This window comes from Streptomyces rectiviolaceus, from assembly GCF_039533825.1.
Lineage (GTDB): Bacteria > Actinomycetota > Actinomycetes > Streptomycetales > Streptomycetaceae > Streptomyces > Streptomyces rectiviolaceus.
Genome location: NZ_BAAAUG010000018.1, coordinates 19,307 through 43,238 on the forward strand (window position 1 = coordinate 19,307; position 23,932 = coordinate 43,238).

The 23,932-nt window shown below is 69.6% G+C and carries 23 protein-coding genes; 11 read left to right on the forward strand and 12 right to left on the reverse strand.

Features of this window, described 5'->3' with window-relative positions:
• Positions 1-5: 5 nt before the first annotated feature.
• The 7 genes from ABD378_RS04160 to ABD378_RS04190 form a co-directional block, all read right to left on the reverse strand.
• Positions 6-1,076, reverse strand: coding sequence for a hypothetical protein (locus ABD378_RS04160; protein ID WP_344518972.1), 1,071 nt, complete (start codon positions 1,074-1,076; stop codon positions 6-8).
• On the reverse strand, positions 1,076-1,723 hold the full coding sequence (locus ABD378_RS04165; RefSeq protein WP_344518973.1) for a hypothetical protein: 648 nt from the start codon (positions 1,721-1,723) through the stop codon (positions 1,076-1,078). Before ABD378_RS04165 ends, ABD378_RS04160 begins: the two co-directional genes overlap by 1 nt.
• 170 nt (positions 1,724-1,893) lie before the next feature.
• Complete coding sequence (locus ABD378_RS04170; protein ID WP_344518974.1) at positions 1,894-2,664, reverse strand: succinate dehydrogenase iron-sulfur subunit; 771 nt, start codon at positions 2,662-2,664, stop codon at positions 1,894-1,896.
• Positions 2,664-4,418, reverse strand: a complete 1,755-nt coding sequence (gene sdhA, locus ABD378_RS04175; RefSeq protein ID WP_344518976.1) for a succinate dehydrogenase flavoprotein subunit — start codon at positions 4,416-4,418, stop codon at positions 2,664-2,666. Before sdhA ends, ABD378_RS04170 begins: the two co-directional genes overlap by 1 nt.
• A 16-nt stretch (positions 4,419-4,434) precedes the next feature.
• Complete coding sequence (locus ABD378_RS04180) at positions 4,435-4,917, reverse strand: succinate dehydrogenase hydrophobic membrane anchor subunit (RefSeq protein ID WP_344518977.1); 483 nt, start codon at positions 4,915-4,917, stop codon at positions 4,435-4,437.
• Positions 4,918-4,923: 6 nt separating this feature from the next.
• Complete coding sequence (sdhC, locus tag ABD378_RS04185; RefSeq protein WP_160506796.1) at positions 4,924-5,304, reverse strand: succinate dehydrogenase, cytochrome b556 subunit; 381 nt, start codon at positions 5,302-5,304, stop codon at positions 4,924-4,926.
• Between the two features lie 149 nt (positions 5,305-5,453).
• Positions 5,454-6,005 carry a 2-oxo-4-hydroxy-4-carboxy-5-ureidoimidazoline decarboxylase gene (locus tag ABD378_RS04190; RefSeq protein WP_344518978.1) on the reverse strand — a complete coding sequence of 184 codons (552 nt, stop codon included), beginning with the start codon at positions 6,003-6,005 and terminating at the stop codon, positions 5,454-5,456.
• A gap of 265 nt (positions 6,006-6,270) precedes the next feature.
• Here ABD378_RS04190 and ABD378_RS04195 point away from each other — a divergent pair, with 265 nt between their 5' ends.
• From ABD378_RS04195 to ABD378_RS04210, 4 genes are all read left to right on the forward strand, one after another.
• Complete coding sequence (locus tag ABD378_RS04195; protein ID WP_386544145.1) at positions 6,271-7,878, forward strand: beta-N-acetylhexosaminidase; 1,608 nt, start codon at positions 6,271-6,273, stop codon at positions 7,876-7,878.
• 141 nt (positions 7,879-8,019) lie between these two features.
• The gene (locus ABD378_RS04200; RefSeq protein WP_344518979.1) at positions 8,020-8,802 is read left to right on the forward strand and encodes a DUF4328 domain-containing protein; all 783 of its coding nucleotides are present in this window, start codon (positions 8,020-8,022) and stop codon (positions 8,800-8,802) included.
• Between the two features lie 146 nt (positions 8,803-8,948).
• Complete coding sequence (locus ABD378_RS04205; protein ID WP_344518980.1) at positions 8,949-9,455, forward strand: hypothetical protein; 507 nt, start codon at positions 8,949-8,951, stop codon at positions 9,453-9,455.
• 61 nt (positions 9,456-9,516) lie between these two features.
• On the forward strand, positions 9,517-10,104 hold the full coding sequence (locus ABD378_RS04210) for a hypothetical protein (RefSeq protein ID WP_344518982.1): 588 nt from the start codon (positions 9,517-9,519) through the stop codon (positions 10,102-10,104).
• A 91-nt stretch (positions 10,105-10,195) separates the two neighbouring features.
• On the opposite strand, the gene ABD378_RS04215 is transcribed toward ABD378_RS04210, so the two are convergent.
• Positions 10,196-11,563, reverse strand: coding sequence for a hypothetical protein (locus tag ABD378_RS04215; protein ID WP_344518983.1), 1,368 nt, complete (start codon positions 11,561-11,563; stop codon positions 10,196-10,198).
• A gap of 186 nt (positions 11,564-11,749) precedes the next feature.
• Positions 11,750-14,362, reverse strand: coding sequence for an FG-GAP-like repeat-containing protein (locus ABD378_RS04220; protein ID WP_344518984.1), 2,613 nt, complete (start codon positions 14,360-14,362; stop codon positions 11,750-11,752).
• Between the two features lie 363 nt (positions 14,363-14,725).
• On the opposite strand from ABD378_RS04220, the gene ABD378_RS04225 reads away from it, so the two are divergent.
• The 5 genes from ABD378_RS04225 (at position 14,726) to ABD378_RS04245 (ending at position 18,824) form a co-directional block, all read left to right on the forward strand.
• A complete protein-coding gene (locus ABD378_RS04225; protein WP_344518985.1) occupies positions 14,726-15,550 on the forward strand; it encodes a hypothetical protein in 825 nt (274 codons plus the stop codon).
• A gap of 97 nt (positions 15,551-15,647) precedes the next feature.
• Positions 15,648-16,235, forward strand: a complete 588-nt coding sequence (locus tag ABD378_RS04230; RefSeq protein WP_344518986.1) for an RNA polymerase sigma factor — start codon at positions 15,648-15,650, stop codon at positions 16,233-16,235.
• Positions 16,232-16,426: a hypothetical protein gene (locus ABD378_RS04235; RefSeq protein WP_344518988.1), complete on the forward strand. Its 195-nt coding sequence runs from the start codon at positions 16,232-16,234 to the stop codon at positions 16,424-16,426. The genes ABD378_RS04230 and ABD378_RS04235 overlap by 4 nt, the downstream gene beginning before the upstream one ends.
• 602 nt (positions 16,427-17,028) lie before the next feature.
• On the forward strand, positions 17,029-17,694 hold the full coding sequence (locus ABD378_RS04240) for an RNA polymerase sigma factor (RefSeq protein WP_344518990.1): 666 nt from the start codon (positions 17,029-17,031) through the stop codon (positions 17,692-17,694).
• Complete coding sequence (locus tag ABD378_RS04245; protein WP_344518991.1) at positions 17,694-18,824, forward strand: hypothetical protein; 1,131 nt, start codon at positions 17,694-17,696, stop codon at positions 18,822-18,824. The genes ABD378_RS04240 and ABD378_RS04245 overlap by 1 nt, the downstream gene beginning before the upstream one ends.
• 214 nt (positions 18,825-19,038) lie before the next feature.
• Here the strand turns inward: ABD378_RS04245 and ABD378_RS04250 are convergent, their stop codons facing one another.
• Positions 19,039-19,902: a L,D-transpeptidase family protein gene (locus tag ABD378_RS04250; protein ID WP_344518992.1), complete on the reverse strand. Its 864-nt coding sequence runs from the start codon at positions 19,900-19,902 to the stop codon at positions 19,039-19,041.
• A 146-nt stretch (positions 19,903-20,048) separates the two neighbouring features.
• Here ABD378_RS04250 and ABD378_RS04255 point away from each other — a divergent pair, with 146 nt between their 5' ends.
• Both ABD378_RS04255 and leuE read left to right on the forward strand, forming a co-directional pair.
• Complete coding sequence (locus ABD378_RS04255) at positions 20,049-21,629, forward strand: acyl-CoA mutase large subunit family protein (protein ID WP_344518993.1); 1,581 nt, start codon at positions 20,049-20,051, stop codon at positions 21,627-21,629.
• Between the two features lie 90 nt (positions 21,630-21,719).
• Positions 21,720-22,373 carry a leucine efflux protein LeuE gene (leuE, locus tag ABD378_RS04260; RefSeq protein WP_344518994.1) on the forward strand — a complete coding sequence of 218 codons (654 nt, stop codon included), beginning with the start codon at positions 21,720-21,722 and terminating at the stop codon, positions 22,371-22,373.
• Between the two features lie 43 nt (positions 22,374-22,416).
• Here leuE and ABD378_RS04265 read toward each other — a convergent pair whose 3' ends face one another.
• Positions 22,417-22,881: a MarR family winged helix-turn-helix transcriptional regulator gene (locus ABD378_RS04265; protein WP_344518995.1), complete on the reverse strand. Its 465-nt coding sequence runs from the start codon at positions 22,879-22,881 to the stop codon at positions 22,417-22,419.
• A gap of 33 nt (positions 22,882-22,914) precedes the next feature.
• Positions 22,915-23,932: FAD-dependent monooxygenase (locus tag ABD378_RS04270; RefSeq protein WP_344518997.1), on the reverse strand; the 1,018-nt coding region annotated here is incomplete at its 5' end.

Here is a 23,932-nt window from a genome sequence, read left to right on the forward strand (position 1 = left end):
GTCGTCTATCGGTTGATGGACTGGATCTCTTGGACGTTGATGTCCTGAGTCCCGTCGAAGGTTCCATTCGGGAGGTCGCCGCCGGTGCCGCCGGAGCCTTCCCAGGTGATCTCCCAGGTGATGGACGCCTTCAGCTGGAACGGCTTGCCTCCGGTGGCTCGCAGGTACGCGATGCCGCACGGCGGGTCCTCCTTGGAGGAGCCCTTCGTGTACGGGGTGCCGATGCTGCCGTCGTCGTTGACCTTGCACTCGGCGGACGCGGGGAAGGTCTGCGCGTCCGGCGTGCCGGGCTCCAGGTGCAGGCTGACCGGCTTCGCCGTGGTCTCCGCCCACACTCCCGTACCGGGCAGCTCGGCGCGGACCTTGACGTCCTCGAAGGTGCCCTTGTCGAGCCAGACCCAGGTCGGCAGGTTCACCGTCGACTTGCCTTCCGGCTTCAGCTCGACCTTGGTGTCCGGGACCTTGACCTTGTCGTACGCGTACGAGGCGAGGACCTTGGGTGAGGGGGCGTTGGCGATCTTTGGAAGGGTCCCGGCATCCTGCCAGAAGAGGGTCTCCTGGCAGTTGTACGCCTCCGGATCGTCCTCCATGTCAGGGTTGACGACACCGCGCCAGAACTTGCCGTCCTTGCCGAGGTTGAAGTTCTTGTAGCTCTTGGTGCCGTCGCTCTGCGGCGTGCCCTTCTCGTAGTTGTCCACCATCAGCTGCTCGCCCCAGCTGAGCGTGGGTGTGACCGGGACCAAGTTCTCGTTGGGGTTCTTCTTGAGCCGCTCCGTCGCGGCCTTCACCTGCTCGGACGTCGCCACGGGTTCGTACCAGCAGGCAGGGGGCTTCCAGTTCGGGTCCACGGGGGCGAGGCCCTTGCCGGACTTGCCCGGCTTCCCGCCGGAGACCTGCTCGACCGTCACGCTCGTGGCAGTGGCCCCTGCGTTGAGTGAGTTGCCGGAGGCACCGCCGGACGGGCCGGGGGGCTGGTGGTCCTTGTCCTCACCGAAGGCGTGCGCCGCCGTCGGCCAGGCGCCGAGGGCCAGCACCAGCGTGGTGAGCACGGGGAGAGACTTCCCAATTGACTTCATCACTTGTCGCAACCCCCGCGCACCGTCTGGAGCGAAACGGTGCTCCAGACGCCCTCGGACGTCTTCTTCAGGGTGGTGCGGTACTGGAGGACGGGGTTCACATCGTCAGGGGTGCCCGTCTTCTCCTTGGTTTTGCGGTCCTCGGTATAGCCCTTGCTCTCGTCCACGCAGTAGAAGAGCACGCCACCACCGGTGTCGGAGATGCTCACCTGCGGATTGAAGACCCTGGCCTTGCCGATCAGGTTGTGGTTGTTGTCCACGTACCCCTTGATGTACGTCCTGGACGACGTCAACGCCTGCTGCGAGTTGTAGAAGCTCACGGCCTTGGACTGCGGGTCCGAGTCGATGATGGCCAAGTACTCCGCCTTCAGGCGCTCCTTGCCGTCATCCAGGATCGCCTGCTTCTTCGGATCACTGTTCTGCCAGCCGGCGAAGTCGGCCTTGAAAGAACCCGGCAGCTCCACCTCAGGACGCTTCGCACCGCCCGGCTTCGCCGAAGGGCTCGCGGAAGCCTTCGAACCGCCGCCCCCCGCCCCCTCGATCTTGTCCGAGGAGTCCTTGTCGCCGCCTCCCGATCCGCACGCGGTCAACAGCAGGGCCGCGGACGCGGTCAGCGCGGCCGTCATGAGACGGATGGAGCGGTTCACTCTGGACTCTCCCGTGGGGTGGAGTGGGTGGTGGGTGGTGGGTGGTGCGCGTACGTGTGGTGGGGGGTGGCACAAGCGAATACACGCTATCTGTGAGGCCGTTGAGTACGCACATGGGCCCCGCTCCTCGAAGGAGCGGGGCCCATGTCAACGTACGGACGAAGAAGAACTCAGAAGCGACGCGTGATCAGTGCCCGCTTCACTTCCTGGATCGCCTTCGTGACCTCGATGCCACGCGGGCACGCGTCCGTGCAGTTGAACGTCGTGCGGCAACGCCACACGCCGTCCTTGTCGTTCAGGATCTCCAGGCGCTGCTCGCCCGCCTCGTCACGCGAATCGAAGATGAAACGGTGCGCGTTGACGATCGCGGCCGGGCCGAAGTACTGGCCGTCGTTCCAGAAGACAGGGCACGAGGACGTGCAGGCCGCGCAGAGGATGCACTTCGTCGTGTCGTCGAACCGCTCGCGGTCCTCCGGCGACTGCAGGCGCTCGCGCGTCGGCTCGTTGCCGGTGGTGACCAGGAACGGCATGACGTCCCGGTACGCCTGGAAGAACGGGTCCATGTCGACGACCAGGTCCTTCAGGACCGTCAGACCCTTGATGGCCTCGACCGTGATCGGCTTGGACGGGTTGATGTCCTTGATCAGGGTCTTGCAGGCCAGCCGGTTGCGGCCGTTGATGCGCATGGCATCCGAGCCGCAGATGCCGTGGGCGCAGGAACGGCGGAACGTCAGCGTTCCGTCCATGTCCCACTTGATCTTGTGGAGGGCGTCGAGGACACGCTCCTTGGGGTCGATCTCCAGCTGGAAGTCTTCCCACGTCGCGTCCGCCGAGATCTCCGGGTTGAAGCGGCGGATGCGGAAGGTGACCGTGATGTACGGGGAGTCGGCGAAGCCGGCCTCGGGCTTGGCGTCTTCCTTGTCGAGGGTCGGGGTTGCCATCAGTACTTACGCTCCATCGGCTGGTAGCGGGTCTGCACGACCGGCTTGTAGTCGAGTCGGATCGACTCGGCGCCGTCGTCGCCTACCTCGCGGTACGCCATGGTGTGGCGCATGAAGTTGACGTCGTCGCGGTTCGGGAAGTCCTCGCGGTAGTGACCGCCGCGCGACTCCTTGCGGGCCAGGGCCGACTGCGCCATGACCTCGGCCAGGTCGAGCAGGTTGCCCAGCTCGACGGCCTCCAGGAGGTCGGTGTTGAAGCGCCTGCCCTTGTCCTGGATCGAGACGTTGAGGTAGCGCTCGCGGAGCTCCGCGATCTTCTCCACCGCCGTCTTGATCGTCTGCTCCGTGCGGAACACCATGACGTTGGCGTCCATGGTCTCCTGCAGCTCCTTGCGGAGCTCGGCGACCCGCTCGTTGCCCGTGGCGTCGCGCAGGCGCTCGACCTGGGCGGCGACCAGCTCCTCGGGGTTCTCCGGGAGCTCCACGAAGTCGTTCTTCGCCGAGTACTCCGCGGCGGCGATGCCCGCGCGCTTGCCGAAGACGTTGATGTCCAGGAGCGAGTTGGTGCCGAGGCGGTTGGCGCCGTGCACGGAGACGCAGGCGACCTCGCCCGCCGCGTACAGGCCCGGGACCACCGTGGTGTTGTCCGCGAGGACCTCACCCTGGACGTTCGTCGGGATGCCGCCCATGGCGTAGTGCGCGGTCGGCTGGATCGGGATCGGGTCCGTGTAGGGCTCGATGCCGAGGTAGGTGCGAGCGAACTCCGTGATGTCGGGCAGCTTGGCGTCCAGCTGCTCCGGCGGGAGGTGCGTCAGGTCCAGGTACACGTGGTCGCCCTCGGGACCGCAGCCGCGGCCCTCTCGGATCTCCGTGTAGATGGACCTCGAAACCACGTCGCGCGACGCGAGGTCCTTCATCACCGGCGCGTACTTCTCCATGAAGCGCTCGCCGTCCTTGTTACGGAGGATGCCGCCCTCACCACGGGCGCCTTCCGTCAGGAGGATGCCCATGCGCCAGATGCCGGTCGGGTGGAACTGGAAGAACTCCATGTCCTCCAGCGGCAGGCCGCGGCGGTAGCAGGCCGCCTGGCCGTCGCCCGTCAGCGTGTGCGCGTTCGACGTCACCTTGAAGAACTTGCCGGTGCCGCCCGACGCGTAGACCACGGCCTTCGCCTGGAAGATGTGGATCTCGCCGGTCGCCAGTTCGTAGGCGACGACGCCCGCGCTCTTCTTGACGCCGTCGACCTCCACGAGGAGCTGGTCGAGGACGTAGAACTCGTTGAAGAACTCCACGCCCTCCTTGATGCAGTTCTGGTACAGCGTCTGGAGGATCATGTGGCCGGTGCGGTCGCCCGAGTAGCAGGCACGGCGGACAGGAGCCTCGCCGTGGTTGCGGGAGTGACCGCCGAAACGGCGCTGGTCGATCTCACCCTTGGGAGTGCGGCCGAAGGGCAGGCCCATCTTCTCCAGGTCGAGGACCGCGTCGATGGCCTCCTTCGCCAGGATCTCGGCGGCGTCCTGGTCGACCAGGTAGTCGCCGCCCTTGATCGTGTCGAAGGTGTGCCACTCCCAGTTGTCCTCCTCCACGTTGGCGAGCGCGGCGGCCATGCCGCCCTGCGCCGCGCCCGTGTGGGAGCGGGTCGGGTAGAGCTTCGTCAGGACCGCGGTCCGGCTGCGCTTCGTCGCCTCGATGGCCGCGCGCATGCCCGCGCCGCCGGCGCCGACGATGACAGTGTCGTACTTGTGAATCTTCACTGGGTTCGCCTCGGCTTTAGCGGATGTTCGGGTCGAAGGTGAAGATCACCAGCGTGCCCAGAAGGATGGTGAACACCGTGGCGGTGTACAGCAGGCCCTTGAGCCACAGGCGCGTGTTGGCGCGCTCCGCGTAGTCGTTGATGACCGTGCGCAGGCCGTTGGCCCCGTGCAGCATCGCGAGCCACAGCATCAGCAGGTCCCAGACCTGCCAGAACGGCGAGGCCCAGCGACCGGCGACGAAAGCGAAGCCGATCTTGCTCACTCCGCCGTCGAGCACCAGCTGGATCAGCAGGTGGCCGAGGACCAGGACGACCAGGACGACGCCGGACAGGCGCATGAAGAGCCATGCGGCCATCTCGAAGTTGCCGCGGGTCGAGCGCGGGGTCTTGGAGGTGCGCTTGCGCGGCGCCTCGATGAGGGGGGCCGGGTTGTCGACGCCGTAGAGCGAGGCGCCTTCGACGGGGCCCACTCCGGACTTCTCGAGCGTGGTGTCGGACATCTGGCGTCAGCTCCCGAAGACTTCGCGGACGGCGTGGCCGAGGACCGGGTAGAGCGCCCCCACCATCAGGACGATCCAGATACCCATCACGGTCCAGAGCATCTGCTTCTGGAAGCGCGGGCCCTTCGACCAGAAGTCGACGGCGATGACACGCAGGCCGTTCAGCGCGTGGAAGAGGATGGCGGCGACCAGGCCGTACTCAAGGAGTGCGACGAGGGGCGTCTTGTAGGTGCTGACGACATCGTCGTACGCCTCCGGGGAGACGCGGACGAGAGCGGTGTCCAGCACATGCACGAACAGGAAGAAGAAGATGAGGACGCCGGTGACTCGGTGAGCCACCCAGGACCACATTCCTTCCCGGCCGCGGTACAGCGTTCCAGCCGGCACGGCAGAACCCTCCGGGAGCGGGGATTGGGGCCAGCCGGCTTGGGTGGTCGGACGGGCCCGGCCGGGTACGGTCCACCGGCCGCTCGTCATCGTATCGACGAGTTGTCGGTTCGCTCGCGCGGGGTAGCCAGGTGTGATCAAACAGGCAATCAAACAGGCACGTACGGGCTATTCAGGTCGTGAACGAGTCGGGTGAGTCGCCCGCGGGCGAGCTTCCTCATCTCCTCGGCCGCCAGGACCCGCTCTTCCTCCGGGTCGTTGGCGAGACGGGCGCGGATCCCGGCGAGCAGATGGTCAAGGGCCTGGCTCGGCGGGACGTCGTCCAGGCAGATCACGAAGACGTGACCGAAGCGGCTCTCGTACGCGGCGTGCGCGGCCCGCAGGGCGGTGTGGGCGGCGGTGTAGGTCCCCTGACGGGGGATGACCGGACGCAGAGGTTCGCAGGCCAGGGCCTCGGCGAGGTCCGCGAGCGGCAGGTCGTACGCCGCTTCGTCGGACGCGGCGAGCAGGGCGCCCAGGTCGGGGTACGGCCGGTGGGCGACAAGCCGATGGGCCCAGAGGTGGCTGCCGCAGCAGGTGAGGAAGGCGGCTTCGGCTGCGCCGGGCTCTGCGGTGTTCAGTTGCTCCGGGGTGTGGTTCGGCTCCGCCGGAGGGCTGGGTGAACTGTGCGGGGGCAGCGGGGGCTCCTGGGCAGGGGGCATCGATGAGGTACGGGTGGGGGATTTGTCGTAACGGTAGCGAGGCGTGGTGAGGACTGTCTGACGGATGCGTGAATTTCACCCGGATGGGAGAGTTTCGCTTCGCGTGGTGGACGATACGGCCGCGGGCCCCGCTTTACCGTGTGCGGATGACTGCCGCCCGTGCCGCCCGGTGGGGGGCTCTCTGTGCCGCCGCTTCGCGGCGGATCTTTCCCGCCCACCCGCCCGTTTGCCCCGCAGCGCATGGGCCGACGAAGGGCCGTGACCAGTGATCTCCCGCCCCATCGCCATCGCCGTCGGCGCAGTAGCCGCCGGAGCCGTTGCCCTCACCGTGGCCGTCTGGCCCGACGGCGGGGATGGCAGCGCGCCCGCGAATTCCCCCTCCGACAGCAAGTCCGCCGTCTCCCCGACCCCCTCGCCCACGAAGTCGTACCCCCTCTCCAAGGCCCCCTCCACCATCCCCGCCGTACGCGAGCACACCGCGGCACGCGGGCCGGGGTGGAAGCCGGCGGGCAGCGGGCGCGTGGTCATCGGTGACGACGACCTCGCGGACGAGGGCAAGCTGCTCGCCGGTGAGCTGAAGCTCAAGTACGCCGGTGACGCCGACCCCCGCAAGGGTGACGTGGAGCTCGCGCTCACCCCGGAGGAATCCAAGGCGTCCGGCACGTCCGACGGCAGGGACGAGTCGTACACCCTCTCCGTGAAGGGGCAGCGGGTGAAGATCACCGCCCCCGAGGAAGCGGGCGTCTTCTACGGGACCCGCACCCTGAAGCAGGAGGTGCGCGGCGACCGGACCGCGCCCGAAGGCGTCGTACGCGACCGCCCCGCCAAGCCCCAGCGCGGCTTCATGATCGACATCGCGCGCAAGCACTTCGACGCGGCGTGGATCGAGGACCGCATCCGGGAGCTCGGCGACCTCAAGTACAACCAGCTCGGCCTGCACTTCTCCGACGACCAGGCCTTCCGCATCGAGTCGAAGTCGCACCCCGAGATCGTCTCGCGCGACCACCTCAGCAAGGCGCAGGTCCGCCGCATCCTCAAGCTCGCGGCGAGCCGCCACATCACGGTCGTGCCCGAGATCGACTCACCGGGCCACCTCGGCGCGGTCATCGCCGCGCACCCCTCCCTCCAGCTCCGCGACACCCGTGGCGTCGCCGCGCGCGGCGCGGTCGACATCTCCAAGCCGCAGGCCGCGGAGATCGTCGACGATCTGCTCGAGGAGTACGCGGATCTCTTCCCGGGGCGCTACTGGCATCTCGGCGCCGACGAGTACCGCGCCCTCACGGTCGACGATCCCGAGGCCAGCTACCCGCAGCTGGCCGCCGCCGCCCGCGAGAAGTACGGGTCCGACGCCCGCGTCCAGGACCTCGCGACCGGCTGGCTCAACGACCGGGCCGAGACCATGCGCCCCTACGAGCGCGGGCTCAGGGCCTGGAACGACGGGTTCTTCCGCGGCGGGGTCGAGAAGGCCGACGACGATATCGATGTCGCGTACTGGACGGGCAAGGAGATCGGGGCGAGGGAGCCGGTCGAGTATCTGAAGGAGGGCCGGAAGGTCATCAATTACAACGACGAGTACCTCTACTACGTCCTCGGCCAGCCCAACACCTTCCGCTATCCGACCGGGCAGCGGATCTACGAGCAGTGGACCCCGCTTGTGATCCGCGGGACGAAGCCGGTGAGCGCGGAGTACGACGACCAGATCCTCGGCGGCTCCTTCGCGGTCTGGTGCGACCTGGCCGACTCGCAGACGCAGGAGCAGGTGGCGCAGGGGATCCGGATGCCGCTGCGGGCGACGGTCCAGAAGCTGTGGGACGCGCGCGAACCGAGCCTGCCCTGGGGAGAATTCGTGAAGCTGGCCGACCAGGTGGGATAGGTTCCGGAGGCCGCCGGCGCCCTGGGGAGGGACGCGGGCGGCCTCTGTTGTGTCGTGGATGAACCCGTGGGGGGTCGCTCAGCCATGCTGTGCACGGAATGTCAGTTCAATTCGGCGACGACGTCGGACGGTCTCTGTGACATGTGCGTCACTGCGGCCGCGTACGCGCAGTCGGCGCCTCGTCCCGGGTACGTGTCCGACGGACGCCCCGCCCATCTCCGCTCGCCGGTCGGACTCGCGTGGGCGACCGTCGCGTTGCTGGGCGTCGTGATCGCCGCCGACCTGTACTCGCTGTGGGCGGGCACGGTCGTCCAGGACGTGATGGACGACCTGCTCAGCTCCCGCTACACCGTGGGTTACGGATCGGATCTGGTGCGGGAGGCCGAGCGGGCCGACACGCTGTACGCCGTCTCCGGCTGGCTGCAGACCGCCGCGCTCGTGGCCACCTGTGTCGTCTTCCTCTGCTGGTTCCATCGAGTCCGCGTGAACGCCGAGGTGTTCGAGCCGCACATCCACAGCAAGACGCGCGGCTGGACGGTGGGCAGCTGGTTCGTGCCGGTGGTGAACCTGTGGTTCCCGCGGCGGATCGCGCTGGACATCTGGGACGCGAGCGGCGAACGCTCGGTGGCCCTGGACCGGACGATGACCCTGGGCGACTCCGCGGCCCGCGCCACGCACCCGCTGATCAACGGCTGGTGGACGCTGTGGGTGGCGAGCCTCGTCGTCGGGCGGTGGGCGACGACGGCGTACTGGGGCGCGGAGGAGGCCGGCGAGGTCGACGCGGCGGTCTCCAGGCTGATGCTCGCGGACGTCCTGGACATCGCGGCCGCGGTGATGGCGATCTTGTTCGTACGCCGTCTGACGCGGATGCAGGACGCGAAGGCGAGGTCGGGCCCGCTGCCGAGTGGGCACGTCTCTGTTTGAGAGGTCCGCTCTGTTTGAGAGGTCCCCGAGATCCGTTTTCGGCTTTTTGGTGGCGAACTTGCTTACGTCTGTGGTGTATTCGGCCAAAGCCGATCGCAGCCGTCGAGCGCAGTTGAGCAGAGTCGAGTACACGGGGGGACGCGGGCATGGGCTACTGGGGTTACTACGTCGTGGGCAGGAGCGAGCAGCCACTCGTGGAGCTGTCGGCGGTCGAGGGAGTGCGGGACGAGCTCAGTCTCCTCGTGCAGCGGGACGACGGATGGCAGGTGTGGGAAGTGCCGGGCGGCGACGGCACGCGCGACGTCGGCAACATGAACACCCTGGCCCTGGAGACGGGTTCGCCCGCGCTCTTCGGCTACGTCATGGACAGCGACTGCGTGGTCGTCGAGGCGGCGGCCCCGGAGAGCGGCGTGTGGACGACATGTCTGGCCCGCGAGGCGATGGCCGGCTACCTCGGCGACGACGGCCTGAGCCTGGACGACTACTTCCTGGAGCCGCGCGACGCGGCGGACCGGGCGGTGACATGGGCGGCGGAGTCGGGCAGGACGGTGACGGCTGCGCCGCTCCTCGATGTGCTGAACGCCGCCGCCGAGCCGTCGGCGGAGGAGCTCTTCTTCCGCTTCCTCGACAGGCTCGGCGTGGTGCCGCAGTGACGTTCCCGGGGGCTCGCACGCAGTAGGTGACGTGCATTGTCCGCAACGGGAGGCGTACGACATGGGCGGCCCGAGTCTGGTCGAGCTGATTGCCGAGGCCGACGAGAGGGGTCTGGCGGCGAGCGGGCTCGCCTGCCTCGACCGGTGTGTTCCGCTTCTCGGCGGCGGCGACGAGGTGCTTCGCCCGCTGTGGGGGAGTCTCGCGGAGGGCGGGGCCTGGGACGTGGCGCTCGCCGATGTGCGGGTGAAGCTGGGTGGTTCGGACGTCCTGGAGGACTCCTCCGCGGACGAGGCCATCACCCTCGTGTACCGCATGCTCGGCGCCGTGCCCTCCACTCGTTCCGCCGCCGAGCTGCGGGAGTGGGCCGACGCCTGCTCCGTCGCCGCGCTGCAGATCCACCGGCTGCTCGACACCGCGCCGGACGGAGGCGCCAGGCCCTCGTCCCTGAGCGCGCGGCGCGAGGGGCGTACGGAAGGGATGTCGCCGCTGGTCGCCGCCGAGTTGCGGCGACAGGTGCGGATCCTGGAGCTGCTCGCCAATCAGGGCGCGGGCGCCGGGGCGCTGCGGCAGGCGTTGGAAGTGTCCATCGAGGGGCGGCGGGTCCTGCGGGCCGTGGTCTCGCGGCGGGAGCGCGGCAGCAGGGTGTAGCGGCTTCCCGAGAACGCATTGCGGGAAAGTCCCGAAAGTCCCCAAAGCCCCGCGGAAATCGGCGTTTCCGCGGGACTTTCCAGGCGATCTCCTACTTCACCCCGAACACCGCCGCCAGTGGCTGCTTCTTCTTGAAGACCGTGGACGGTGCCGTGACGTGCTCGCCGCCGATGTACAGCCGGTCTCCGGCGAAGAGCATGCGGCGCTCCGTCGTGAACCTCGCCTCCATCTCGTACGTCGAGGACGGGTTCTGCTGGAGCTTCGTCTTCTTGTACGTCTTCGGGTCCAGCGCCCAGACGGCGCCGCCCGCCTCGTCGACCACGTCGGCCTCCTGGTACGCGATGACCTTGCCGTCGTCCGCGACGCCGATCGGGGTCAGCGGTCCGCCGTCGGACCCCTCGGACCTGCCGGATTCCTTGCCGGTCCTCAGATCGAGGGCGACCAGGTCGTTCTCGGCCCCGGACGACGGGCTGCCGGGTTCCGAAGTGCCCAGGAAGAGCGTGTCCTTGGTGACGGCGACCTGCTGGCAGCCGGCCACCTCGGTGGCGGGGCAGTCGAGCTTGTACTTCCCGTACTTGCCGCCCACCGTGCTGATCGTGCTCAGGAGCTTGCCCCGCGCCGCGCTGTCGTCGACCGTCAGGAACTCCGACGCCCCGGAGGAACCCTTCTTGGAGTCACCGCCGTCCGCCGCCACGACCAGCGGGTCGGTCGAGACGACGTGGGCGTACTCGGTGCCCGCCGGGAGCTTGTACGCCGACTTCACCGCCCGCGTGGCGGGGTCGATCGTCTGGAGCGTCAGCTGAGGCGTTTCGGCCTCGCCGCAGTCGCGGAGCGCGATCAGCTTGTCGTCGCTGCCCGCGTAGCCCTCGACCGGGCACGTGTCGTCCGATGGCTTCCACAGGGGCTCGCCGCTCACCTTCCAGCCCGCGTCGGCGCTGGTGCCCGCGGCGGCGACCGTGCCGCCGCCGATGGTCACCTCGTCGAACATCTGCGGGGAGCCGTACTCGTCGACGGCCTGCTTCTGCCAGAGCAGCTTGCCCTTGTTCAGGTCGACGAGGCCGACCTCCGTACAGACGGAGGGGTCCTTCGCTGCGTCCTGGAAGAGGACGGCCACGAGGCCCTCCTTCGTGGGCTCCGGTGACGACCAGCAGATCTCACCGGAGAGCGGTATCTGCCACTCGGCCTTTCCGCCGTCGAGGTCGAGGGGATACCCCGCTATCTTTTTCAGGTCGGCCTTCACGAAGTTCTTGTCGGTCGTCCACATTCCCATGGCGCCCGACATCTCGCTGACCTTCGCCATCGGCACCTGGCCGAGCAACTTCGCCTCCGCGGCGGCGGATTCGGACCCGCCGTCGCCGCTCCCGCCACCGCCCGAACCGTCGTCGTCGCTCTCGCCGCAGCCGCTGAGCAGGAGCGCGGCCGCGATTAACGAGCCGAGGGCTGCCGCTTTGCGTGACATGTGGATCTCCTTGTGCGCGTGCGCTTGGGTAAATCTTCCGGTTGGTGATCCTTCCTTTTGGGTAAGGGAATTACAACTCGGAATTCCTTATCTCTGCTTCAGTTGGAATGTTCTCGGGATCAGGAATGCGAAATGCGCGGGCCGTTTCGGTGCAACGGCCCGCGCATTTCAGTGGTCAGGGAAGAGCTACGGCGTCAGCAACTGCCCCAGGTGGGCCGCCGCCGGAGTGCCAAGCTGTGTGCGGCCGTAGTAGACCCCGCTCGACGTCGAGACGCCGGACGCCCCGCTGTCCAGCTGGAGGATCGTGCCGTTGCCCTCGTCCTCGCCGTCCACGCCGATCGCCAGATCCGCGCGGCCGTAGCCCGACAGGTCCGTGAGCACGACCGATGAGCCCAGGCGGTCGGCCGACTCCGTGGAGCCCGTGATGCCTTCCGTGTCCTGGCTGAACGCCTGCGCGCCCGTGCCCGTCAGGCCTGACGACGTGCCCTTCAGGAGGAGCGACGTGCCCGCGTCCGTCTTCGCCGAACCGGCGCGCGTGATGTCCTCGTTCGGCGCGCCCGTCAGGACGTCCGCGTAACCGTCCAGGTTGAAGTCGCCCGCCGAGACCGACCAGCCCATCGCGTCGCCCGACTCGGCGGCGCCCGGGACTCCTGACGTGTCCTGGTGGATCGTCTTCATGCCTGTGGTCGTGAAGCCCGTCGACGTGCCCGGGACCACCGTCACCTGGCCGCCCGCGAACGCGCCCGACTCCGCCGTGTACGGCTGGCCGACGACCAGGTCGTCGTAGCCGTTGCCGTTCACATCGCCCACGGCGAGCGAGCGGCCGCCCTTGACCGTCAGCGAACCGACCCTGCTCAGGCCCGACCTCGTGCCCTTGAACCACTGCACGCGGCCGATCCCGGACTGGTCGCGGTAGTTCAGCGCCACGTCCGCGTAGCCGTCACGGTTGAAGTCGCCGGACACGGCATCCGCGTACGAGATGGCCGTGTCGCCCGACGTCAGGGTGCCGCCCACCTCGTTGCCCGCCTTGAAGCGTGCCGCCCAGGTGCCGCCGGTGCCGGTGGACGCCGAGAAGACGTCCGCCTTGCCGTCCGCGTTGAAGTCGCCGACCGCCACCGCGGAGCCGAACTTGGCGCCCGGGTAGTGGAAGTCGTCCGCAAGCTGCATGTCCGTGCCGGTGGTGAAGTCCGGGCCGTAGAGCATGGTGACCGCGCCACGGTCCTTGTTCGTGGCGTCGTCCTCGCCGGGGGCGCCGATCGCCAGGTCCGCGTACCCGTCGCCGTTGATGTCGCCCCAGGCCGTGGCCGCCGCCCAGTTGTCGCCCGCCTCGGAGGCGCCGGGGACGCCGGGGCTCGACTGGGTGAGGGTCTTCTTGGCGCCGGCCACCGGGCCGTCGAGGCCGCCGGGGACGATCGTCAGTGTGCCCACGCCGCCCGATGCCTTGGGCGTGCCCGCCACCAGGTCCGTGATGCCGTCACGGTCGAAGTCCGCTGTGGGGATGGCCGAGTTGCGGGCCGGGCTTGCCGCGTAGCGGCGTATCTCGCCGAGCTTGGAGTAGAGATTCTTGCCGGGGCAGGCCGTCGCGAAGCCGTCCCGGTGGCCCGAGATGGTGTTGAGCGACGGTGTGTCGCCCTTCTTCCACACGCCTGTGTCGTCGGCCGCCGTCAGCGTGACCTTGCCCAGCGGGTCACCGCCGTACTGACCGAGCTTCCACGCCGCGACGCGGGAGACCGACTCCAGGGCGGCGCGGGTCGGCTTGCCCGCCTTCTTGTACGTCTCGCCGGATGCCGGGGACTCGTTGCCCTCGAAGTCGCCGAGGACCGCGATGCCCGCGGACTCGCCGTTGAAGCCGTACGTGTGCGCCCCGCGCACCGGCAGATCGGTGCCGCCGCCGCGGCCCTCGAAGACCTGGCCGCACTTGTCCACGAGGAAGTTGTAGCCGAGGTCGTTCCAGCCCTCGGTCTCCACGTGGTACGTCATGATGCCGCGGACCAGGGCCGGCGACTGGGCGCAGCTGTAGTCGTTCGTGCCGACCGTGTGGTGGACGAAGACCGCCTTGACCTTGTCCACGTACTCCGGCGGATCCTCGACCTGGGACTCGTCCGCGCCCCACGCAGCCCTGCTGATCATGGGCGGCTTGGTGACGGTGGACGGCGGAGCCGGCGGAACCGTGGGCTCCGGGTCGGGCGACGGCGAGCCCGTGGGGGCGGGGGACGTGGGGTCAGGGGACGTGGGCGGTTCGGTGCCGGGGTCCGAGGCGGTGGGCTCCGGCGACGTGGGGGTCTCCGAAGGAGCCTCCGTCGGCACGGGCGTCTCGTCGGCCGCGAACGCGACCGGCGCCATCGCCGAACCGTCGAGCGCCGGGTTGGCCGCCTCCTTGGACGTCACACCCGGGTCCACGAGGTTGACCTCAAGCCCCGTGGGCAGCGCGGCACTTGAGGTGCCGTCGGCCGCGACCACGCGAACCTCCACGCCGTCCGACGGGCCGACCCACAGCGGCTCGGAGGCGGCACGCATGCCCGCCTCGGCCTTCTCGGGCAGGTGCAGCTCCAGGTCCAGGTCCTGCCAGCCGGTCCACTTGTCGCTCTCGATGGAGCGCGTGCGGACCTGGGCCTTGCCCTCGAGTTCCTTCGTCACGCCGGTCCACGAGACACCGAGCAGCGAGAACTGCTTCGTCGACGTGCGCGGCAGCTCCCGCTGCTTGGCGCCGTCGGCCTTGAGCGCGATGTCGTGCACGCTCACCGGGCGCTTGCCGCGTGAGACATCGCCCGACCGATCCCCGGTCGAGGGATCCGCCATCGCGTACGTGACTGCCCCCGCGCCCCCCAGCACGACGGCCCCGATCGTCAGCCACGCCCTGCGCTTGAGACTCAGCGGTCTGTACGCGTGCGTGGTTCGCGCTGTATCGCGCGGTTTGCGCGGGCTCAAATGCCCCACCCCTTAGCGGAATTGCCGGTTGACCAAAACGAGTGCTTACGACCGCCCCAAGGGTCAAACGGTTGTACGAGGGTGGGCGAAATGTGACGTGACGTATCCCGCACTTCTGAGGTGTGACATGTGGGCGGAGCGGTGCGCTGGGTCACCTGACAGCTGTGAATGGGGAGTGAAAGAAAAGTGCGGGTGGGGAGCGTGGTTTCTGTGGTGGGGAAGAGACGCCGGTGGGTGCGGGGAGTCGCCTGCTGTCTCGTGATGGGGGCGCTCGCGTCCTGCGGTGGTGGCGAGGGGAAGGTGTACGAGGGGCTGGTCGAGCGGACGCCGTCGGAGCCGCCGAAGCCTGCCGACGAGGTGCGGGGCGAGCGGCTCTCCGGGGAGGCCATGGAGTTGCTCAGGGACGCCGACACCTTGCGCATCAGCGCCGAGATCACCGGCCCCGGCAAGCATCAGAAGATCTCCGTGCACATGGACCGCCACAACCGATGCACTGGGACGTTCGACGACGGGCCCACCAAGAGCGGCGACATCGTCATGATCAGCGCCAAAGAGGCCTACTTCCGGTTCTCGGGCGAGGCGCTCGACGCGATCCGAGCCGCCGGTGAGGCGAGCGGCCGCCCGGAGGCCGCGGCCAAGGCCAGGGAGCGGACTGCGCTCGCGCGCGGCAAGTACATGAGGATCCCGACGGAGCGCAGGGCGCCGGGCGGGGCCTCGCCGGCGCAGATGTGCGACCTGGGCACGGCGCTCGGCGACCTTGACGGCGGCTCGCTCACCGATCTGAGCGGGACGCGGGCGCTGCCGGAGAGGCAGTGGCACGGGCGGCGGGTGACGCCGCTCGAAGCGAAGGACGGCGGCAACGACATGACCGTCTACCTGGCGACGGGCGACAAGCCGTACCTCGTCGGCATGACACAGACCAAGGACGGCGTGCGCATGGAGATGGAGATGTCCGACTACGACAAGCCGGTCGTCGCGCGGGCCCCCGACCCGTCCCTGGTCCTCGACCTCACGGACATCGGCCTCGGCGGTGGCGGCGACTCGCTCTTCGCCGTCTGAACCGCCCGGACCTGTGACATTTCTGTGGGCCCTGGCGCAGCTCACCGTGGGGGCACGGACACGGTGAGCAGTGTCGCGGCGGTACGGATGGGAAAGCGTGGGCCGAGCAGGGGAACCCCGTCGCGCACGGGCGCGGGACGAGGAGCTGGGCGCCGCGGTCGCGCGGGCACAGGAAGGCGACGAGGCGGCTTTCGCGGTCGCCTACCGCCTGGTGCAGCCGGGGCTCCTCGGCTATCTGCGGGGCCTGGTCGGCCGCGAGGGCGAGACCGCGGAGGACGTGGCGGCCGAGGCCTGGCTCGAGATAGCCAGGGACCTCGGGCGGTTCCGCGGCGACGGCGCGGGCTTCCGCGGCTGGACGGCGACCATCGCGCGCCACCGGGCCCTCGACCATCTGCGGCGCCAGAAGGTCAGGCCGCGCCCGTCCGCCCTCGAACAGGACATGCTCGAGCTCCCCGGGCCCCACAGCACGTCGGAGCAGGCGCTCGAGTCGATCTCCACGGAGCAGGCACTCGCGCTGATCGCCGGGCTGCCGCGGGACCAGGCGGAGGCGGTGCTGCTGCGGGTCGTCGTCGGCCTGGACGCCACGGCGGCGGCGCGGGTGCTCGACAAACGCCCCGGGGCGGTGCGGACCGCTTCGTATCGTGGTCTCAAACGCCTCGCGGAGCGGTTGGGGAAACCGGGATGACAGGGGCAGGGGAGCCGAGGACGGGCTCCGGCGAGCCGCTCGCCGCGCTTCTCGCCACGGTCCTGGCGGAGGCGATGCGGGACGAGCGGGTTGACGCGGAGGGGCAGCGCAGGGCGATCGCCGCGTTCCGCTCGGCGCGACGGGCCAGGCTTTCCTCCCAGCCCACCCGCCCCCATGACGACTGGCGCTGACCCCTGGCCGGGGGGCTTGAGCGGGGTTCCGCCTGCACGTGCGTGGGGGCTTGGCGCGCAGTTCCCCGCGCCCCTTACGGGGCTGCCTCGCCGTCTTCGGGTGCACGTGCGTGGGGGTTGCTCGCGCAGTTCCCCGCGCCCCTGACGACTTTCCGCCGTGTCTCGGCCGCATGTGCGTGGGGGCTTGGCGCGCAGTTCCTCGCGCCCCCTACGGGGGCGCCCCGTCAGGGGCGCGGGGAACTGCGCGGCCAGCCACCGACGACCCGCAGAAGAAAGGGGGAGGCGCAAGGCCAAGGGGTAAAGGCCCACGCCTCGGTGGGGGCGGAGCCGCGGGGGGAAAAGCCCGTCAGGCCCCGCCAAGGTGAGCGGCCGGGGTCGCCACCCCCCACAGGAGAGACCCCGGCCGTCACGCGGACGGACCGCACGCGGCCCGTACTCCCTTCAGCGCCGTGCGTGCGTTTTCTGTCACACCGCGTTCTGTCACGCGCTAGTTGCACGTTGTACCAAACATGGACGTGAGCCCACTTCAGCCCGTAGCGTGCTGCTTCGCGCCAGGCTGCGGGGGCAGGACCGCAACCGGTGTAGGCGCATAGGGAGAAGTTGTGCTGGGGGACGACGCGGAACTGACCGCCGCGGTGCTTGCGGCGCAGGACGGGGACGAGACCGCGTTCCGGACTGTGTACCGCGCTGTGCACCCGCGGCTGCTCGGCTACGTACGGACGCTGGTCGGAGACCCGGACGCGGAGGATGTCGCGTCCGAGGCCTGGCTGCAGATAGCCCGTGACCTCGACCGGTTCGCCGGTGACGCGGACCGGTTCCGCGGCTGGGCCGCGCGCATAGCGCGCAACCGCGCGCTCGACCACATACGCATGCGCGGGCGCCGCCCCGCGATAGGCGGCGACGAGACCGAGCTCACCGGAAAGCCGGGCGAGGCGGACACCGCGGACGAGGCGATGGAGTCCCTGGCCACCGGCGACGCCCTCGCCCTGATAGCCCAGCTCCCGCAGGACCAGGCGGAAGCCGTCGTGCTCCGGGTGGTCGTCGGCCTCGACGCCAAGAGCGCGGCCCAGACCCTCGGCAAGCGCCCCGGCGCGGTACGCACCGCCGCGCACCGCGGCCTGAAGCGGCTCGCGGAACTGCTCGGCGCGGACGGCCCGCCGAACGAGGGCGCGCTGGACGCCGTACCGCCCCAGAGGGAACCACATGGGCGTGCGGTGACATCTGCCGGTGTGACGCATTCGCGTTCGCGGGCGCAGAAGGACATGTGATGGCCGACGATGATTACAGGTGGCTGGACCGCGAAGCGGCGGAGCGATTGCTGAGCGGTGCCTCCATCGACGGCACTGACGGCCCTGACGGCACTGACGGCACCGGCACCGAGGGCCTCGACGGCACCGACCATCACGCGCGGGAGCAGGCCGCACGACTGGCCAAGGCCTTGGCCGCGCTGGCGGCGGACGACCGCGCCGGATCCGTCGTACCCGCCGACATTTCCTCCGAACTCCCTGGTGAGGCCGCCGCCCTCGCGGCGTTCCGGGAGGCCCGTGGCCCCAAGGCAGGGGCAGCTTCTACGCGCGTTGGAGCGGGCAGAACCGTACGTATCGGGCGCTCCGTCGAGCCTTCGCGACCCGCACGCTGGGCCCGCCCCCTGCGCTACGGACTCGCCGCCGTACTCGCCGGCTGCATGGTCGGCGGAGTCGCCGTCGCGGCCGGCACGGGCGTGCTGCCCTCGCCGTTCGGTGACCGGGACAAGCCGGGCCCCGCGGCATCCGCGTCGTCCGTCGCCTCTCCCGAGCCGCTCGCTTCCCCGTCCGGCGGTGCGAGCAGCGCCCCGGACGTGGAGCCCGACGACGTGACCACCACCCCGGACGAACCCTCGCGCGAGCCCGGCACCAGCGCGCCGCCGCAGGACGTCGAGGACTCCGAGGGCGCGTCCAAGGGCAGCGCGGGCGCCACGCAGCCCGGCTCCGGTGATCCGCAGCGCGAGGACGAGGCCAAGTGGTACCGCAAGGTGGTCTCCGCCTGCCGCGACTACCGCAGCGGAGAACTCCAGGGCGACAAGAGGCGCCGCCTGGAAGAGGCCGCCAAGGGACCCCGGCGGGTGACCGAGTTCTGCGGTCGCGTCCTGGACGGATCGGGCGGCGACCGCGAGCACAACGGCGGTGGCGGCGACGGCGGCAGCGGCGGCGGCAGTGACGGCAGTGACGATGACGGCAACAACGGCGACGACGGCAAGGGCGACGGATCGTCCGGCGGCGGCAACGACCACTGGGGCAACGGCGGCAGCAGCCCCGTCCCGCCGGTCGTGACCCCTTCGGTGTCGCAGCCGGCGCCCACCGCGCCCACCGCGACCGCCTCGTACAGCGCGCAGCCCGTGCTGCCCGGCGACGAGTCCTAGCCGGGCCCGGGCTCCTGACCTGCTGGAACGCGCCGCTCGCCGCGGGTGTGACGTTTTTTGGAGCAGTGACGCAGTAAGAAGTGAGCCGACTGGTCATCGGCCCGCGCACGAGCCGGGGGTTCCCCCCGTACCTTTGGCTCAGTGCCACCAGCGTGGGCGGGAGACGTTCCCCCGATCCCGCCCACGCTGATTAATCTCTCCCCGCCTTGGCGGATCACTTGTAGACGACGACCTTGTCGCCGTTCCTGACCTGCGCGAACAGGCTCGCGAGCTTCTTCTCGTCCCGGACGTTCACGCAGCCGTGCGAAGCGCCGTTGTAGCCGGTCGCCGCGAAGTCCGATGAGTAGTGCACGGCCTGGCCGCCGCTGAAGAACATCGCGTACGGCATGGCGGTGTCGTACAGCGTCGAGACGTGGTGCCTGGACTTCCAGTACACGGTGAACGCGCCGTCACGGGTGGGTGTGTACTGCGAGCCGAAGCGCACGTCCATCGTCGAGACCGTCTTGCCGTCGATCATCCAGGTCAGCGTGCGGCTCTCCTTGCTGATGCACAGGACACGGCCGGTCAGGCAGCGCTTGTCGGGCTTCGACGCCGGGATGCCGCCCCCGGAGTAGAGCTCGTACTTCGTGGGCTTGCGCGTCATGCCGACCAGCTTCTGCCAGGTGACGGTGTCCGTCGTGCCCGTCCGGGGCAGCCCGCGCTTGCCCTGGAATCCCTTGACCGCGGTGGTCGTGGACGAGCCGTACGCGCCCGAGGGGTTGTCGAAGAACCAGGCGATCTGCCGGAGCCTGGCCTGCAGCTCCCGCACTTGGTCGCCGCGCTGCCCCGGGGCGAGCAGGGTCTTCGGGGGCGGCTCCGGGGCCGCCGTCCGCTCCGGCGTCCCGGACGGCGCGTCCGGGCCGTCCGGCTTCGGCTTCGTCTCCGGGCTCGTCTCCGGCTTCGTCTTCGTGGGAGAGATCTTGACCGGCTGTGCCTTCCCGTCCGAGTCGACGGCCTGCGCCTTGCACCCGCCGACCAGAGCGACCGCGACCACGGCCCCCACGGCTATCGCACCCTTGCCCACAACGACCCCCGCCATCGCTCTACCGCTCGACAGACTCGCTGAGAGTGTTCCCCGCGAGTGACCACCCCTGAACGTTGCCGCATGCTGGAGGCGGACCGCTATACCGGAGAAGTAACGGAGAAGGATCTCTGGCAGGGATCTCTGGCAGGAGGCACAGAGCGATGGCGCGTGAGTCGGAGTCAGGACTGCCCGTCGAACCCGTGTACGGCCCTGAGGCCCTCGAAGGGTGGGATCCGGCGACGAAGCTGGGCGCCCCCGGCGCGTACCCCTACACACGCGGTGTCTACCCCTCGATGTACACCGGCCGCCCCTGGACGATGCGCCAGTACGCGGGCTTCGGCACGGCCGTCGAGTCCAACGCCCGCTACAAGCAGCTGATCGCGAACGGCACGGCGGGCCTGTCGGTCGCCTTCGACCTGCCCACCCAGATGGGCCACGACTCGGACGCCCCGATCGCCTCCGGTGAGGTGGGCAAGGTGGGTGTCGCGATCGACTCGATCGACGACATGCGGATCCTGTTCGGCGGCATCCCGCTGGACAAGGTGTCGACGTCGATGACGATCAACGCTCCCGCCGCCCTGCTGCTCCTGATGTACCAACTGGTCGGCGAGGAGCAGGGCGTCGACGCCGGCGAGCTGACGGGCACGATCCAGAACGACGTCCTGAAGGAGTACATCGCGCGCGGGACGTACATCTTCCCGCCCAAGCCGTCACTGCGCCTGATCGCGGACATCTTCAAGTACTGCCGGGCCGAGATCCCCAAGTGGAACACCATCTCCATCTCCGGCTATCACATGGCCGAGGCGGGCGCGACGCCCGCGCAGGAGATCGCCTTCACCCTCGCCGACGGCATCGAGTACGTCCGCACGGCGGTCGCGGCGGGCATGGACGTGGACGATTTCGCGCCCCGCCTGTCCTTCTTCTTCGTGGCGCGTACGACGTTCCTGGAGGAGGTCGCCAAGTTCCGTGCCGCGCGCCGCATTTGGGCCCGCGTGATGCGGGACGAGTTCGGCGCGAAGAACCCCAAGTCCCTGATGCTGCGTTTCCACACCCAGACGGCCGGGGTCCAGCTCACCGCCCAGCAGCCCGAGGTGAACCTGGTCCGGGTCGCGGTCCAGGGCCTGGGCGCGGTGCTGGGCGGCACGCAGTCGCTGCACACGAACTCCTTCGACGAGGCGATCGCGCTGCCGACCGACAAGAGCGCGCGCCTGGCGCTGCGCACGCAGCAGGTCCTGGCGTACGAGACGGACGTGACGGCCACGGTCGACCCGTTCGCCGGGTCGTACGTCGTCGAGAAGATGACGGACGACATCGAGGCCGCGACCCTCGAACTCATAGAGCGCGTCGAGGACATGGGCGGCGCGGTGGCCGCCATCGAGAACGGCTTCCAGAAGAACGAGATCGAGCGCAGCGCCTACCGCATCGCCCAGGAGACCGACTCCGGTGAGCGCGTCGTGGTCGGCGTCAACCGCTTCCAGCTGGACGAGGAGGAGCCCTACGAACCCCTCCGCGTCGACCCCGCCATCGAGGCCCAGCAGGCGGCCCGCCTCACAAAGCTGCGGGCGGAACGGGACCGGGCCGCCGTGGAAGCGGCGCTCGCCTCGCTCCAGGAGGCCGCGAAGGGAGAGGCCAACGTCCTCTACCCGATGAAGGACGCGCTGCGGGCGCGGGCGACGGTGGGCGAGGTGTGCGACGCGCTGCGGGAGGTGTGGGGGGCATACGTGCCGACGGACGCGTTCTGACGACGGCGCGTCCTGACGCCACGACGGTCCGGTGTCCGCTTGGCGGACGCCGCATCCCGTATGTCGTACGCGCGTGCGACACTCCGCCCCATGCTGGGTGTCACCGATCTTCCGACCTATCTCGCGGGCCTCGCCCTGATCATTCTGCTGCCGGGGCCGAACTCGCTGTACGTGCTCTCCGTGGCCGCGCGCCGCGGCGTACACACCGGCTATACGGCCGCGGCCGGTGTCTGGTGCGGTGACGCCGTCCTGATGACGTTGTCGGCCGCCGGTGTCGCCTCGCTCCTTCAGGCCAATGCCCTGCTCTTCGGGATCGTGAAGTACGCCGGTGCCGGATATCTGACCTGGCTCGCGGTGGGGATGCTGCGGGCGGCCTGGGGGTTGTGGCAGGCGCGGCGGCAGCCGGTGGCCGAGGGCGACACGCAGGCGCAGGAAGGCGCCGGGGAGCGGCCGTTCCGCAGGGCCCTGGTGATCAGCCTGCTCAATCCGAAGGCGATTCTCTTCTTCATCGCCTTCTTCGTGCAGTTCGTCGATCCCGGGTACGCCTACCCCGCGCTCTCCTTCCTCGTGCTCGGCGTCCTCGCCCAGCTGGCGAGCGTCCTCTATCTCACCGCCCTGATATTCAGCGGCACCAAGCTGTCGGCCGCCTTCCGCCGCCGCAAGCGGCTCTCGGCGGGAGCCACTTCGGCGGCGGGCGCGCTGTTCCTCGGGTTCGCGGCGAAGCTGTCGCTCGCCAGTGGGTGAGTGCTGAGTGCTGAGTGCCGAGCACTGAGGCGGATGCCCGGGCTCAGTGGTGCCAGGCCTCGCCGCCCACGTTGTGGATCATGCGCTGGAGGACCTTGAGGGTGCGGATGTACTCCTCCTCCGGGATGCCCGCATGGATCTGCGAGCGGACCTTCTCCTGGCGCGTGGCGGTGTTGTCCCGGAGGGTGCGGCCCTCGTCCGTGATGCGGATGCGGCCGTCGGGGTCCTCGGTCAGGAGGCCGCGGTCGCGCAGGGCGTCGATGTCGTGGTGCAGCTTGCCGTCGCCCACGTCGAGGTAGCCGCGCAGGATCCCCAACACGTCCGCACGCTCGCGGCCGTCAGTGGTGCGCACCTGGTTCAGGATCCACCACTGGGGCTGGGTGAGTCCGGCCTCGGCCAGCATGGTGCGGATGTGGTGGACGACGGCGTCGCCCGCGGCTGATGCCCAGTATCCGATGGGCTGGTTGATGAGGTCTTCGTCGCTGTGGGAGTACGTGAAAGTGTCCATGCCCAGAAGGTAGAACCTCAAGTTTAGTTGAGGTCAACTCCCTTTGTGGATCAGCCTGAAGTAGTCCGTCAGGCCGTTCGCGTCCTCGCCCGCCCAGCCGACGTATCCGTCGGGGCGCACCAGGAAGAGACCGTTGCCGTAGGGCGCGTAATCGCCGACGCGGTGTACGTGCACCAACTCCTCGTCCAGTGCGGGGAGTTCGGCGTCTGTGCCGACCGCGAGCAGCGTGAAGTGCGGCCCCCTGAACGCGTCGAACAGCCTTCCCGTGCCACACGGCCCGTCCGGTGCGCGGTCGCCCGCCCGCAGCGCCTCGTCCGCCAGGCCCGTGCGCGTCTCCACCGACAGGGAGCTGTCCCGGTAGCCGAGGCCCAGCTGACGGGTGGCCGCCCCGCGCCGCTCCTCGCCCCGGTGGATGCGGGTGGAAAGGCCCAGCATCCGCGCGGCGTTGGGCAGGCGCTCGGCCTCGTAGGTGTCGAGCAGGGCGGCAGGCGCGCCGCCCCGCAGGACCGCGCCGAGCTTCCAGCCCAGGTTGTACGCGTCCTGCACGCTGGTGTTCAGGCCCTGGCCGCCCGCCGGTGAGTGAACATGCGCCGCGTCACCGGCCAGGAACACGCGGCCCTCGCGGAACCGGTCCGCGAGCGCCGCGCGCGGCCGGAAGTCGGAGGCCCAGCGCACCTCGGTCACCTCGTCGGCGGTGAGGTGCGTGCGGGCGGCGACGACCTTGCGTACGCCTTCGAGCGAGGTGTCGGGGTCGGTGCCGTCCGTGAACTGGGCCGTCAGCTGGAAGTCCGGCGTGCCCGACAGCGGGCAGATCGCCAGGAACCCTCCGCCGTCGGCGGCGGGCGGGAACATGTGCCAGTTGTCGCGGTCCAGGGCGGGGATGCGGACATCGGCGACCAGGACCGGATGCGGGTCGACGGTCTCGCCCGTCATGCCGATGCCGAGCGCCGCACGCACGGTCGAGCGACCGCCGTCGGCCGCCACGGCGTAGGCCGCGCGGACCGTCCGGCCGTCCGCGAGCCGGGCGGTGACGCCCTCCTCGTCCTGCGCG

Coding starts and splice junctions, on each gene's coding strand:
- ABD378_RS04235 (WP_344518988.1), top strand. CDS start 16,232: ATGACAGGGGCAGGGGAGCCGAGGACGGGCTCCGGCGAGCCGCTCGCC.
- ABD378_RS04190 (WP_344518978.1), bottom strand. CDS start 6,005: ATGCCCCCTGCCCAGGAGCCCCCGCTGCCCCCGCACAGTTCACCCAGC.
- ABD378_RS04200 (WP_344518979.1), top strand. CDS start 8,020: ATGTGCGTCACTGCGGCCGCGTACGCGCAGTCGGCGCCTCGTCCCGGG.
- ABD378_RS04160 (WP_344518972.1), bottom strand. CDS start 1,076: ATGAAGTCAATTGGGAAGTCTCTCCCCGTGCTCACCACGCTGGTGCTG.
- ABD378_RS04205 (WP_344518980.1), top strand. CDS start 8,949: ATGGGCTACTGGGGTTACTACGTCGTGGGCAGGAGCGAGCAGCCACTC.
- ABD378_RS04220 (WP_344518984.1), bottom strand. CDS start 14,362: ATGGCGGATCCCTCGACCGGGGATCGGTCGGGCGATGTCTCACGCGGC.
- ABD378_RS04245 (WP_344518991.1), top strand. CDS start 17,694: ATGGCCGACGATGATTACAGGTGGCTGGACCGCGAAGCGGCGGAGCGA.
- ABD378_RS04250 (WP_344518992.1), bottom strand. CDS start 19,902: ATGGCGGGGGTCGTTGTGGGCAAGGGTGCGATAGCCGTGGGGGCCGTG.
- ABD378_RS04170 (WP_344518974.1), bottom strand. CDS start 2,664: ATGGCAACCCCGACCCTCGACAAGGAAGACGCCAAGCCCGAGGCCGGC.
- ABD378_RS04265 (WP_344518995.1), bottom strand. CDS start 22,881: ATGGACACTTTCACGTACTCCCACAGCGACGAAGACCTCATCAACCAG.
- ABD378_RS04210 (WP_344518982.1), top strand. CDS start 9,517: ATGGGCGGCCCGAGTCTGGTCGAGCTGATTGCCGAGGCCGACGAGAGG.
- ABD378_RS04180 (WP_344518977.1), bottom strand. CDS start 4,917: ATGTCCGACACCACGCTCGAGAAGTCCGGAGTGGGCCCCGTCGAAGGC.
- leuE (WP_344518994.1), top strand. CDS start 21,720: ATGCTGGGTGTCACCGATCTTCCGACCTATCTCGCGGGCCTCGCCCTG.
- ABD378_RS04215 (WP_344518983.1), bottom strand. CDS start 11,563: ATGTCACGCAAAGCGGCAGCCCTCGGCTCGTTAATCGCGGCCGCGCTC.
- ABD378_RS04255 (WP_344518993.1), top strand. CDS start 20,049: ATGGCGCGTGAGTCGGAGTCAGGACTGCCCGTCGAACCCGTGTACGGC.